The organism is Vibrio sp. A2-1, from assembly GCF_021728355.1.
In the GTDB taxonomy this organism is placed as follows: Bacteria; Pseudomonadota; Gammaproteobacteria; order Enterobacterales; family Vibrionaceae; genus Vibrio; species Vibrio splendidus_K.
Genome location: NZ_JAKKCO010000001.1, coordinates 754,887 through 767,700, shown reverse-complemented (window position 1 = coordinate 767,700; position 12,814 = coordinate 754,887). Strand labels below are relative to the sequence as shown.

Genomic DNA, 12,814 nt, shown 5'->3' with positions numbered 1-12,814 from the left:
AAAACCGAGCTAGAACACTGAGCTTTCAATAGGAGTGGTTATGTACCAGCAACGGATTGTTATAGATGGATTGCAATACTGCAATTGGAACAGAGAATATTTCCAAACACTAAAGGCGAGCGGCATTACAGCAGTTCACGCTACCGCGGTTTACCACGAGACAGCTCGTGAAACCTTATCTCGCTTTGCAGAATGGAACTTAAGATTCGAGCAGAATGCAGACATTATCATGCCGATTCATTCAATGGCTGATGTTGAAACTGCAAAAGCGACGGGCAAAGTCGGCATTTTTCTAGGTGCTCAAAACTGTTCTCCAATCGATGATGAGATTGGTCTTATCGAAGTAATGCGTCAGCAAGGTCTTTTGATCATGCAGCTTACTTACAACAACCAGAGTTTATTGGCGACGGGTTGCTACGAAAAGAACGACACAGGCATCACGCGCTTTGGTAAGCAAGCAATCGAAGAGATGAACCGAGTGGGCATGATCATCGATATGTCTCACAGTGCCGAGCGTTCAACGCTTGAGGCGATTGACCTGTCTTCTCGTCCTATTTGTATCAGCCATGCGAACCCAACGTTTGCTCATGATGCACTACGAAATAAATCAAATGATGTGATTAAAGCCCTAACCGCACGCGGTGGCTTGATCGGATTTAGCTTGTACCCATTCCACCTACCAAATGGCAGCCAATGTACGTTGGAAGATTTCTGCCAAATGGTTGCAACGACTGCTGACATGGTTGGCGTAGAGCACCTAGGTATTGGTAGTGACCTATGCTTAAACCAACCTCAAGCCGTTCTTGAATGGATGAGAAATGGTCGTTGGTCTAAAGCAATGGACTACGGTGAAGGCTCTGCGAACAACTCAGGTTGGCCAGATGCGCTGCCTTGGTTCTGTGGTAGTGCGGGTATGGAAAACATCTATAACGGATTGATGCGTCACGGTTTCAGCGAATCTGAATCTGGGCAAGTCTTGGGAGAAAACTGGTTTAATTTCTTGAAAGATGGCCTAGAGCCTCAAAGCAAGGGTTAAGTGCTTTCTCACTAGTAATCATCGAATTAGCAGCCTTCTAATTGACCTTCATTTAGAAGTGCTGTTGTAACCAATTTAACTATTCAAAAGGAACAACGGTCTATTTCGCAACGCGGTAACCCAAACATGGATTAGCCTGCCCAACACAAAAAACAATAGGGCAGGTGTTAAATACACCTCTTGTAGTCATCATTAAAATGACAGCTGCAAAGAAACCTCTGGAGTCAGAGTATGTCTGATTTAACCAATAGCGTGAAATCTTCAAACGTAAATGCGGGTCAAACACACACAGCAAGTAATACAACAAGCCAAAATACACAGTCTGAATCTACTTCAGACAAATTAGGACTAACCAACCCAGCACTATGGTACAGCGGCGGCTTTATTGCTCTGTTCGTGGCACTGGCTCTATTTGATGGCGAGCTGTTATCAAGCCTTGTAAATACGGGTTTTGCTTGGTCTGTAAAAGTGTTCGGTCCTTATTGGCAAATGCTTCTTCTTCTGACTTTTCTTATTGGTCTTGGCCTAGCGGCAGGGCGAACAGGCAAGGTTATCCTAGGTGGCATCGATAAGCCTGAGATGGATGGCTTCCGCTGGATGGCAATCATCTTCTGTACACTACTGGCGGGTGGCGGCGTATTTTGGGCAGCAGCAGAGCCTATCGCACACTATGTGAGTCCACCACCGTTGTATGGCGCACAAGAAAATGCACAACAAGGCGCGGTGAATGCTCTATCACAATCATTCATGCACTGGGGTTTTCTTGCATGGGCAATCGTTGGTAGCTTAACGTCTATCGTGGTTATGCATCTTCACTACGACAAAGGCTTACCGCTTAAACCTCGTATTCTTCTTTACCCTGTATTAGGTGAAAGAGCTCTGAAAGGCCATACAGGCGCACTGATTGATGCATGTTGTATTGTTGCAGTAGCAGCGGGAACCATCGGTCCGATTGGCTTCTTAGGCCTGCAAGTGAGCTATGCCCTGAACGAACTGTTTGGTATTCCAGATGGCTTCACGACACAGCTGATCATCATCTTGTTCGCTATCGTTCTTTACACATTGTCTGCATTAAGTGGTCTTAACCGCGGGATGCAAATGCTAAGCCGTTACAACGTAATTTTAGCAATGGCATTGATGGTCTACATCCTGATCTTCGGCCCAACAAACTTCATTTTCAATGGCTACATCCAAGGTGTAGGCAGCATGATAGATAACTTCATCCCAATGGCAACATACCGTGGTGACGAAGGTTGGTTGAGCTGGTGGACAGTATTCTTCTGGGGTTGGTTCTTAGGTTACGGCCCAATGATGGCAATCTTCATCGCACGTATTTCACGTGGTCGTAGTATTCGCCAGTTGGTATCAACCATCAGTCTTATTGCGCCGTTTGTAACATGTTTCTGGTTCACCATTGTTGGTGGTTCTGGTTTAGCGTTTGAAATTGCAGACCCAGGCAGCGTAAGTAAAGCGTTCGAAGGCTTTAATTTACCTGGCGCGCTACTGGCAGTAACTCAGCAATTACCAATGCCAATGCTTATCTCTATTCTGTTCTTGATCTTGACGACGATCTTCATCGTAACGACAGGTGACTCAATGACTTACACCATCAGTGTGGTAGTCAGTGGTGAGACAGAGCCTAACGCAATTATTCGTACTTTCTGGGGTGTGATGATGGGGGTAACAGCATTGATTCTGATTTCCCTAGGTTCAGGCGGAATCTCTGCGCTGCAATCGTTCATTGTAATCACAGCGGTACCGGTGTCCATAATCTTACTGCCATCGCTTTGGAATGCGCCTCAAATCGCAATCAAGATGGCGAAAGAGCAGGGTTTTTAAAGAACAGGCTTTTTAAAGAGCAGATTTTGTAAAGAAAAGGGCTCTGTAAGACAAGAGCTCTGTAAAACAAGAAACTGATTAAATAAGAAAAAATCAGCCTTCGAAAGAAGGCTGATGCAAAAATTCCGAAAGGAACAGCAAAACCGTACTGGTGAAGATACACCGGACGGCAACGTATTTAGGTCAATCGATCTAGTCAGGACAAATAATAAGGGGCGAGCTCGCTTGCCCCACATAACGTGAAAGCTAACCAGCATACAGTAATAACGAATGCTTCAAATGACGGCAACGATCGGTTCTGAATGGCTAGCAAAATCCTATAACTATAAGGTGGTGAGCAAAATGGATGCACATCGTTCTACCTACACTGAATCAGCATTACGTGACGCAACGGTCGTCATGGCACCGGAAAGGCTAGGTGCGATGCACCAAACACGTATCAGCTTTGTAAGAACTCTGATTCGTAAAATGGCGCAGCAAGAATGGAAAGTGACGAAACATGAATGGCAATTAGACGCTCAGGGTTTTGGTCATGTTATCTATAAGCTAGCGACGCCAAACCATGTTTATCATTTGGTTGTTTTTTGCGATGAAATTGCAGATGACGAACGAAATGACCGTGTAATTGCTGAAAAGTGGGACGTAACGTTTGCGCTTGTTCTTGGTGATGTTGATGTCACCCTACTTGAAAGACTTCGTGCGAATGTACCGCTTCAAGAAGCCGGCCGTAATCCAAATAACGTACTTGTTTTAGCGCGTGCAAACAAAAGTGTACGTGTGTTTGAACACATCGTGAGTCACTTGGCGAAAGGTGTTCAACCAACGCCAAAAGAACTCGCTGAAGTAGGCTACATCCTAAGAACCACTGCCGTTTATGGTAATGGCAAATTTGGCATTGCAGACTTTAAAATCTTGGAGAAAAATGAAGATTTTAATCAGTCATTTAGTGCGCAAATGTGTGCAGTTTATATGCTACGTGAGTTCAGCCTAGATTGGGTTCATTACCTAGCCGAACAACAGGGCGGTGAACAAGCGATTACCTTGCATCGAGGATTACAACGTTACCTTGGTGTTGGCAATGCGACTGGCTTGGGTATGGCGCCATACCTTATTAACCACCCTAGTATTGTCGATCAGTGGATGACAACCCGTGAACATGCATTGGCGGACGTGTTGTCCAGTCAGACTGATACGGCGTTGATCGAGCCACTACGTACCTTAGTTAAAAAAGCGATTTGTCATTTAGAACAAGTCGTTACCATCAATGAAACACAGCAAGAGCTGAACAAAGCCGCTGTTGATGATTTGAAAGCAGCAGAGCAATCGCTAGAAACGTCTGTCAGCCAGTGTGATACATGGTCGCAGTTAGTCGAACAATCTAAGCAAATGAGTATGGAAGCCCAAGAAATCCTTATCTCATGTTTGATGGAATTGTACCCAGAGTTAGTGGACGCCCATCAAGAGCAAATGAATTGCAGCGAAACACTGTCGCTTCCTAGCGGCAAAAAGATTCAAGATCTTCTTGTTGTACTAGAAGAGAAGTATCGTTGGGCGATCACGACTGACTTTACTAAAGCAGAGAACAACTATTGGTTCTGGTATCGCTCTCAAGACAAAGAAGAACCAAGACTCGGAGTTCGAGGCGAAGAGCTAGGTGAAGAGCGTGAATTGCCTTTAGATATCGGCCGTCAAGCTTACCGTTTGTACCACGCTTTATTGCAATTCGCGCCTGAGCTTTCATTGGCTGAATTCCTTGTTAAACAGCCGCAGCATCGTGCAATCGCGCGCCGTGTGTGGACGCTAGGTAACAAAGCGATGGGCGACATTCAAATGAATGTGTTGCATCAAGATTCACCACCAATGCACTTGTTGCGCTGTAAGCTTGCGATGTTTGGTGCAACAAAATTTGATCCTCGCTCAGATCGCTGGGTACGAGTGACGTTTTTCCAAGGTGCACCATTGCTTGATGAAATTCATCAGGACGAATGGGTGTTCCCAATATTACCAAGTGCAGCTGAACTGTCTGGTTCGCAAAATGTTTCTACTCACAGCACAAATGCGAAAGGCCAACATGGAGGTAAATCGTTATGATCGTTTCTCACAATGAACTGGTAGCGGCCGTCAATAAAGCCTTTTTAGGTATGCGTCGTACATGTGGTGAAGCTGATGTGATAGCGAACATGGTGGCAGATTTACAAATGGTCGGTTTGGATGGTGTTCGTCATTTTAACAATGCGAGCAACTTTATGGGTCTTGAAGACGATTGCCCTGTAGACATTCAAGTGCGCAGCGATAATACCGTTGAAGTTGACCTACACAAGGCGAGCTTAGCCTGTCATCTTCCTGTGATTATGGACTATTCGATTGAAAAAATGGTTGGTAAGAAGACGCTGAAAATTGAGCTAAATAACTGCCACAACCGTTGGTTGGCGTATAGCGAGCTTGTAAAACTGGCTGCGAAAGGCATCGCGTGCATGGCACGTTGGGATAACGGCTCTAGTCCTAAGAGCACTTTGTATGTGCTTAATCGTGGTTGCGTTGCACCAGAACTGTTTTTATCAGATTTGCCACTGGCATCGGTCGAACATATCCACAATATGACCATCGAACTTTCCGTCCAGGATTTCGATATCGAACGTTTGTCAGATGGCTACCAAACACACATTGAATCAGAAGCGCTTTTTAAAACTCAAGAGAAAGCATGGAACGATGGCATTGAGGTGGATGATGGAGAGTGGGCGGCACTGAAAGAGACCGCTACCGCAATCCTAGTTCAGAGCAGCGAACGCTCGACTCAAGGTGCCGGTGAACTGACGGCTTCGTAGTCGCTAGATTTATTAGGATCATTAGAACTAACAGGTTCGATAGATTAACGGCAAATAAGCGAGTTAGTTTATCAACACAGATAAAACCAAAGAGCTTAACGTATCCTCACCTCGTTAAGCTCTTTTTATTTGCCTCGCGCTTTGGATTTTCTTTACCTCATTCTTTTGCTCTCTCGCTGGATCAGCCTCTTCTAAGCCGACTGTTTTGACACACGTTGTTACCCGTTGAGAGGTAATTGAACAATTAAACGAAGCACGTTCACATTCATGTTAAACAAACGGTTTCATTTACAAGCTACTATGCGTATCTTGCTCATATGGGTGTCAAAGGGCGCCATTTTTATTCGTACCAATGACTTTAGAATCAGATAAAAAGGAATGAAGCGTGCAAGCTAACTTTATTGATGGAACCACCCTGTATCGTCAGCACTCTTTCGAGTTGCCACTTGATTATCAAGCCAAAGATGGACAACAGATCCAAGTCTTCGCACGTGAGTTGGTTGATGTTACAAAAGACGCACAAGAACTGCCGTGGTTGATCTATTTTCAAGGTGGGCCAGGCTTTCCTTCTCCACGAGTAAGCGGTCAATCAGGCTGGCTAAAGCGTGCATTGCAAAACTATCGTGTTCTGCTTCTTGACCAACGCGGCACAGGCAACAGCACGGTTATCAGTCATGAAACGTTGGCGCACCTTTCTCCAGAACAACAAGTCGAGTACTTAACGCATTTCAGAGCCGACAATATCGTTCGTGACGCTGAAGCGATTCGTGAGCAGTTTGGTGTTAAACAATGGTCGACGATTGGTCAAAGCTTTGGTGGCTTCTGTACACTGAGCTATTTGTCACTGTTCCCACAAAGTCTACAGCGCTGTTATGTAACGGGTGGTATTCCGTCTATTGAGCGTGAAGCTGATGATGTTTATCGTGCGACTTACAAGCGTGTAGAAGACAAAAACAGAGCTTTCTTTGCTCAGTTCCCGCAAGCACAAGCTATGTGTCGCGAGATCTCTGATTACCTGCTTAACAATGATGTGAGACTGCCAAACGGTCAGGTGTTTACAGTTGAACAGTTCCAGTTGATCGGCATTAATCTTGGTGGCGGCGAAGCAAACCTTCCAATGTATTTCACACTGGAAAGTGCCTTTGTTGAAGTGAACGGTAACAAGCAGCTGAGTTATAGCTTCCTAAATCAAATGCAGCAAGAGCAGGGCTACCTAACGAACCCAATCTACGCTATTTTGCATGAATCGATTTACTGCCAAGGTGCAGCGTCTAACTGGTCAGCACACCGAGTACGCGAGCAGTACCCACACTTTAACTACCAATCAGGTAGCGAGTTCTGGTTTACCGGAGAAATGGTGTACCCATGGATGTTCGACCAACTAGAAACGTTGAAGCCATTACGTGAAGCGGCAAATTTGTTGGCTGAAAAATCGGATTGGGGCAAGTTGTATAATGCAGAGCAGCTAAGCAAGAATACCGTTCCAATGGCATGTGCAGTTTACGCTGACGACATGTACGTAGAACTGGATTACAGCCGTGAAACACTGGCGAATATTCCAAATTCGAAAGCGTGGATCACCAACGAGTACGAACACAATGGCTTGCGAGTTGATGGCGAAAGAATTGTCGATAAATTAATGACGATGGTTGAAGCGTTAGAAAACCTGCCAAAATAATTAGACGGTTTACGTTAGAAGCTGTTTACGTTAAAGCTGTCTACGTTAAGAGCTATGTGAGTTAGAGGCTATCTAAGTCAACGTTAAAAGCTATCTACGTCAAAAGCTATCTACGTTAGAAATAAGATACTCTAGAAACAAGAAAACGCTGCATCCGTGCAGCGTTTTTTTTATGTCATCAAACTCTGTTTTTACTCAGTATCGTATTGATTACTAAAGCGAGTAAAACAGAGAGTTTAAGAACCGGGAGGGATAGTTCCTAAACTCATTATGGTTGGATGACTATATCTTGATTTTCAGTAGTCGATAAGCTGGCGCGGTTCTGTTCGATAAGTTGAGCCGCATAAGAGGGAGTCACAGCTTGAATTTCGCCTTTCGAACGAATAGTTAGTGCTTCCCACGCATGATCACGGTATTTGCCTGTTTGTGTATATTCAATAAGTACTCTCATGATTCTTCCATCCGATGTGTGGTTAACGTGCTACTAACATTAGCGCCATTGTTGAGGTTGCACACCTGTTAAAAATGGAACATAAGATTAACCAAATGAGAATGCGTGTAACTTGAAAAACAGGCCTACCTGCACTTATCTTACTTAACCGTACTTAACCGTACTTAACCGTACTTATCGTAACTAACGGCGTTTATCGTAACCAACCGTCCTTATCGTAAATAGCGTCCATAAAAAAACGCTGCACAATGGCAGCGTTAAAGTTGAGATAGGTTGAAGGTTGTTTAGCTGTTTTCTAAGCCAACAATCTTGCGTGCAGACATCACTGCACTATCCAAGTCGGTCAATCTACCAGCACTTGCTGGACCAAGAACTGATGAATATAAAGCCAACTGCTTCTCAAATGATAAATCTAATTGGTTATATAGATTCTGGCGGATTTGAGCGTGTTGCTGTGGCTTTGCGCTCGACAGGCCTTCCAACGTATCGTAGATGAGTGTAGTTGTATCCATAACTGTCCTTAGTACATCTTTAGAAAATTTTGCGTATTATGCACTTGGTGTCATCTTTGTTCTGCGAGATTGATCGCATTATGTGCAGCTCTGCTTAATTGTGTAATCAGTTAGTTACAATTGTGTTGTGCGGCAAAGTGTCGAAAACTCGGGTTATGGTAAAAGAAAAGGAGACGCACTGGTCTCCTTTGGGTTTATTAATCAATATAAAACTTACTTATTACTTGCTGAGCTACTCGAATACGTCGAGAACCTAGCGAATGTTAATGTTCTTATCTCGATTTTCGTACATCTCAGGTGTGGTGTGTAATCCTCCAGCGTAACCTGCTGCTTCAAGTGTTTCTCTTACCTCTCGTACGTGTTCCGCTGTGACGGGTTCCTCTCTATCTCCAAGATGCAATCGCACGAAGGTGATCAACTCAGCCAACCTTTGATCCGACAGCACATCTTCAAAGCTTGCCATTGGCATGAAGTTTCTGTCTTTGTCGAGATAGGTGGGTTGTAGGCCGCGCACAGTCACCGCAATAGTGTTGAATGGGTCGCTGTGCATGATAATGCCGTTATTCAATAGCGTAGGGGCAATTGGGTCTCGTCCTTTACCATCGTCACCATGACAAGCTCCACATGTCTGGCGATACGTAGTGTAAATGTCAGTGGCGTAAGCGTCTTCATCAAACCCTTTAGGCTGTAACTGAACCGCGTCACTGGCAATGGTGTTGTTGATGTCACCGCTGAGTAGGTAATAAGACATCGACTCTATATCTTCACGTGTCATCAAGCTGAGGCTGTTTTTCACTACGTCTGCCATGCCCGCAAAAGCAGTACCTTTGTCTGAGTGACCCGTGTGTAAGAAATCGGTCAGTGTCGCTTCATCCCAACCATCGACATACAGCTCGTTGGCCGTGATATCGGGCGCATTCCAACCGTCAATCAAGTTACCTTGGAAAATACGTTCAGGTATCAGAGCTTGAGCAATGTTTCGCGGGGTATGGCACTCAGAGCAATGTCCAAGACCAGCAACCCAATATTTCCCTTGTTGCCATTTCTCAACGTTTTCGACTTCCGATTTAAGTTCGTCAGGCACTTGATAGTCAATCGGGTCGGTATCCATGAACACAATGTTCCACCCGAGCAGACCTAGACGTATATTCGATGGGAACATCATGCTGTTGTCGTCATTGCGGCGAGGCACCGCGGTGATTGACTGCATGTATTCCCACAAATCGACCATGTCTTGGTCGGTGAGGTATTGATAAGAGGTGTAAGGCATTGCAGGGTACAGGTAACCATTCTTACCTTTACCTGCAACTAACGCGGCTCGGAAATCATCAAAGTCATAAGTACCAATACCTTCGGTGGTGTGTGGCGTAATATTGGTTGAATAGACGGTGCCAAAAGGTGTCACAAAAGGCAGTCCGCCGGCAAAAGGTTCGCCACCTTCGGCACTATGACACGCGACACAGTCACCGGCATAAGCGAGGTATTCACCACGTTCAACAGACTGAGCTTCTAGGTTCGCGAGTCTTTGCTGCTGCTCTGATCCCGCATGTCGGATGTAAGCACCCAGTGCGAGTATCTCGTTTTCCGTAAGCTGTTTATCAAACGCAGGCATCAGGTTGTTCAAGCCTTTATTAATAGTGTGTTGTATCTCTTCAATACTCCCTCCGTGCAGCCAGATATCATCTGAAAGATCAGGGACGCCAATCGCCGGATTCGCGATAGAACCATCGGCGTGACAAGACGAACAGTATTTTGCAAACAGCTCTTTGCCGACTTTGACTTTCACTTCTGGAACATCGGTATGGCGTTGATTGAGCGAAGCTAAGTAGTAAGAAACCTTAGCCACTTCATCGGGTCGCATTAACTCGCTCCAACCCGGCATCGCGCCATTTCGCCCTTTGGCGATCGAATGAATGATCGCTTCATCACTACCACCATATAGCCATTCTTGGTCAATAAGGTTAGGGAAGTGCTTCTGACCTTGAGCGTTGTCACGATGACAAGCCGCGCAGTGAGTTTGGAACAGAATCCTACCGCTGTTCACGATCTCTGGGACTGCAGCTAATCCCTCTAACGTAGTTTCACTGGTTTGTGCAAATTGCTCATTGAGAGTGGTGGATGGTGAACTGAGCTTATCATCGCTTTGTTCCCAATCGACTAATCCTTCCCATTCGCCAAGCCCGGGGTAGAGCACCAAATAACCAGCAGACAAAAGAAATGCGACCGCATAGCTTACAAATAACAGCTTAGGTGGAGGCGCATCTTTCTCTTCAATACCATCAAAGGTGCCAATGGTGTGGTCGTGATCGGCCTTGTGATTGCTACGCCAGTATTTAACGACAACAGACACCATCAGAATAAAGAATATTAAGGTTAAGAGTACCGCCCATAGATTCCAGAATGTGCTCATTGTGATACCTCCTGTGACGTATCTTTACCCAGGCTTTGTAAATAGCGAATCAGCGCTTCACCTTTGGTTTTGCCTCTTACTTGCAATCGGGCGTCACCAATTTCTTGATCGGTATAAGGCACACCTAAGGTACGTAACACTTCCATTTTTGCGCTGATATCATCGCCTGTAAGCGTTTGTTCAAACAGCCACGGGTAAGAGGGCATGATCGATGTCGGTACGACTTTTCTAGGATCGGTTAGGTGAATAACATGCCACTGGTCAGAATACTTTCTACCTAAGTTAGTGAGGTCAGGACCAGTACGTTTAGAGCCCCACAAGTTAGGAAATTCGTAAATATCGTCGGCTTCTTTATTTGGGCGACCATTACGTTTCACTTCTGGCTCTAGAGGGCGAACCATTTGGGTGTGACACACATGGCAGCCTTCACTGATGTAGATGTCTCGCCCTGCCAACTCAATCGGTGTGAGTGGCATTGCTAAACTGCCTTTGGCAATATCGTCTCCGCGGACAATGCTTGGCACTACCCAAACCAACAAAGAGAAGGAGGCAACAACAACGGTGGTCAAAATTAAAATGACGATTGAATGTGTAAAGTCTTTACTCATCATTTAAGCCCCCTCATTAACGGTATGTTTAGCGTCGTGTACTACTGGCATACGAACCGTTTTGTACAAGTTGAATGCCATTAAGAACAATCCAAGTACAAACAGTGCACCACCAAAGAAACGCATGAATAGCCAAGGTGCTTTAAAGTCCATCGCTTCTACAAAACTGTAAATCAGTTCGCCATTTTCATTTTGAGCGAGCCACATATAACCCTCACCGATGCCTGCGATCCAAAGTGCTATCGCATAAATGGCGACGCCAGCATGAGCGAGCCAAAAGTGCCATTTAATCAGTCGTCGTGACCAAAGATCGGTTTGGCCCCATAAGCGCGGAATGAAATAGTAAAAAACCGCTATCCCTGACATTCCAACCCATCCGAGAGCTGCGGAATGTACGTGACCGATGATCCATTCGGTGTTGTGTGCCACCATGTTGAACCAGCGAATAGCGAGTAGGGGACCTTCGAATGTCGCCAAGCAGTAGTAAAGAATTGCTGAGAAAAAGAATAAAAGAATGTAGTCTGACTTCAGCTTTTCTTTGTTTTGTAGAAGGGTCATTGCGCTATTGAACGCACCGGCCCAAGAAGGGAGCCACAGGATCAAAGACATTACAATGCCGATGTTCTGAATCCAGATAGGAACGGAAGAATAAACCAAATGGTGCGTTCCGGCCCACGTATAAAAGCCGACTAAGCCCCAGAAATGGATCACAGATAAGCGGTACGAATAGATAGGTCGATCTGCCGCTTTAGGTATGAAATAGTAATTCATACCAATCACACCAGCGGTCAGTAAGAAACCAACGGCATTATGTCCCCACCACCATTGAACAATCGCATCTTGAGCACCTGCGAATACAGAGTAGGACTTCATGGCCGAGACCGGCATCGCGAGGTTGTTCACAATGAAAATCATTGCAACGACGATAATGAATGCAGCAAAGAACCAGTTAGCTACGAAGATGTGGCTGACCTTTCGTTTAGCAAGGGTGCCAAAGAACAACACCGCATAAAGCACCCAAACCAGCACGATCATTAAATCGATTGGCCATTCAAGTTCCGCATACTCTTTTGAGCTGGTGTGGCCTGCGGGTAAGGAAATGACCGCAAGCAATAGAATAAATTGCCATCCCCAAAATACCATCCATGAAAGGCTTTTATTGAACAACTCACAATGGCCAGTTCGCTGAGCAATATAGAGTGAAGTCCCCATTAAAATGTTCACCACAAACCCATAAATAACGCCTGAGGTATGCAGAGGGCGAAGACGACCAAATTGGAAATATTGAGAATCGAAGTTTAAGACTGGCCAATACAACTGCGCGGCAAGAATCACCCCGATGATCATACCTACAATAGCCCAAATCAAAGACGCGATGATGAAGTATTTAACGACCTTAATGTTGTACTGCGTTGTCACTTGTTCCATAACAAGGCTCCTTGCCTAAAGTTTTGA

The 12,814-nt window shown here is 45.2% G+C and carries 10 protein-coding genes; 5 read left to right on the top strand and 5 right to left on the bottom strand.

Annotated features, from left to right (window positions below; all coding sequences use genetic code 11):
* Positions 1-40: 40 nt before the first annotated feature.
* The 5 genes from L3V33_RS03215 to L3V33_RS03195 all read left to right on the top strand — a co-directional run bounded on the left by L3V33_RS03215 (position 41) and on the right by L3V33_RS03195 (position 7,378).
* On the top strand, positions 41-1,036 hold the full coding sequence (locus L3V33_RS03215; protein ID WP_237288997.1) for a membrane dipeptidase: 996 nt from the start codon (positions 41-43) through the stop codon (positions 1,034-1,036).
* 231 nt (positions 1,037-1,267) lie between these two features.
* A complete protein-coding gene (locus L3V33_RS03210; RefSeq protein WP_054546992.1) occupies positions 1,268-2,875 on the top strand; it encodes a BCCT family transporter in 1,608 nt (535 codons plus the stop codon).
* Between the two features lie 279 nt (positions 2,876-3,154).
* On the top strand, positions 3,155-4,966 hold the full coding sequence (locus tag L3V33_RS03205) for a hypothetical protein (protein ID WP_237288995.1): 1,812 nt from the start codon (positions 3,155-3,157) through the stop codon (positions 4,964-4,966).
* Positions 4,963-5,700, top strand: a complete 738-nt coding sequence (locus tag L3V33_RS03200) for a DUF3726 domain-containing protein (RefSeq protein ID WP_114635447.1) — start codon at positions 4,963-4,965, stop codon at positions 5,698-5,700. The genes L3V33_RS03205 and L3V33_RS03200 overlap by 4 nt, the downstream gene beginning before the upstream one ends.
* A 385-nt stretch (positions 5,701-6,085) precedes the next feature.
* The gene (locus L3V33_RS03195; RefSeq protein WP_237288992.1) at positions 6,086-7,378 is read left to right on the top strand and encodes an alpha/beta fold hydrolase; all 1,293 of its coding nucleotides are present in this window, start codon (positions 6,086-6,088) and stop codon (positions 7,376-7,378) included.
* A gap of 268 nt (positions 7,379-7,646) precedes the next feature.
* On the opposite strand, the gene L3V33_RS03190 is transcribed toward L3V33_RS03195, so the two are convergent.
* The 5 genes from L3V33_RS03190 to ccoN all read right to left on the bottom strand — a co-directional run bounded on the left by L3V33_RS03190 (position 7,647) and on the right by ccoN (position 12,787).
* Positions 7,647-7,829, bottom strand: a complete 183-nt coding sequence (locus tag L3V33_RS03190) for a hypothetical protein (protein ID WP_004730424.1) — start codon at positions 7,827-7,829, stop codon at positions 7,647-7,649.
* A 284-nt stretch (positions 7,830-8,113) separates the two neighbouring features.
* Entirely contained in the window at positions 8,114-8,341 is a 228-nt protein-coding gene (locus L3V33_RS03185) for a PAS factor family protein (RefSeq protein ID WP_004730426.1), read from the bottom strand.
* A gap of 253 nt (positions 8,342-8,594) precedes the next feature.
* Positions 8,595-10,751 carry a cytochrome c gene (locus L3V33_RS03180; RefSeq protein ID WP_237288981.1) on the bottom strand — a complete coding sequence of 719 codons (2,157 nt, stop codon included), beginning with the start codon at positions 10,749-10,751 and terminating at the stop codon, positions 8,595-8,597.
* Positions 10,748-11,362: a cbb3-type cytochrome c oxidase subunit II gene (locus L3V33_RS03175; RefSeq protein WP_004730430.1), complete on the bottom strand. Its 615-nt coding sequence runs from the start codon at positions 11,360-11,362 to the stop codon at positions 10,748-10,750. Before L3V33_RS03175 ends, L3V33_RS03180 begins: the two co-directional genes overlap by 4 nt.
* Entirely contained in the window at positions 11,363-12,787 is a 1,425-nt protein-coding gene (ccoN, locus tag L3V33_RS03170) for a cytochrome-c oxidase, cbb3-type subunit I (protein ID WP_237288979.1), read from the bottom strand.
* Between the last annotated feature and the right edge of the window lie 27 nt (positions 12,788-12,814).

Excerpts from the sequence above, each read along its gene's own strand:
- L3V33_RS03215 (WP_237288997.1), top strand. The coding sequence starts at position 41 with ATGTACCAGCAACGGATTGTTATAGATGGATTGCAATACTGCAATTGG.
- L3V33_RS03210 (WP_054546992.1), top strand. The coding sequence starts at position 1,268 with ATGTCTGATTTAACCAATAGCGTGAAATCTTCAAACGTAAATGCGGGT.
- L3V33_RS03205 (WP_237288995.1), top strand. The coding sequence starts at position 3,155 with ATGACGGCAACGATCGGTTCTGAATGGCTAGCAAAATCCTATAACTAT.
- L3V33_RS03200 (WP_114635447.1), top strand. The coding sequence starts at position 4,963 with ATGATCGTTTCTCACAATGAACTGGTAGCGGCCGTCAATAAAGCCTTT.
- L3V33_RS03190 (WP_004730424.1), bottom strand. The coding sequence starts at position 7,829 with ATGAGAGTACTTATTGAATATACACAAACAGGCAAATACCGTGATCAT.
- L3V33_RS03185 (WP_004730426.1), bottom strand. The coding sequence starts at position 8,341 with ATGGATACAACTACACTCATCTACGATACGTTGGAAGGCCTGTCGAGC.
- L3V33_RS03180 (WP_237288981.1), bottom strand. The coding sequence starts at position 10,751 with ATGAGCACATTCTGGAATCTATGGGCGGTACTCTTAACCTTAATATTC.
- L3V33_RS03175 (WP_004730430.1), bottom strand. The coding sequence starts at position 11,362 with ATGATGAGTAAAGACTTTACACATTCAATCGTCATTTTAATTTTGACC.
- ccoN (WP_237288979.1), bottom strand. The coding sequence starts at position 12,787 with ATGGAACAAGTGACAACGCAGTACAACATTAAGGTCGTTAAATACTTC.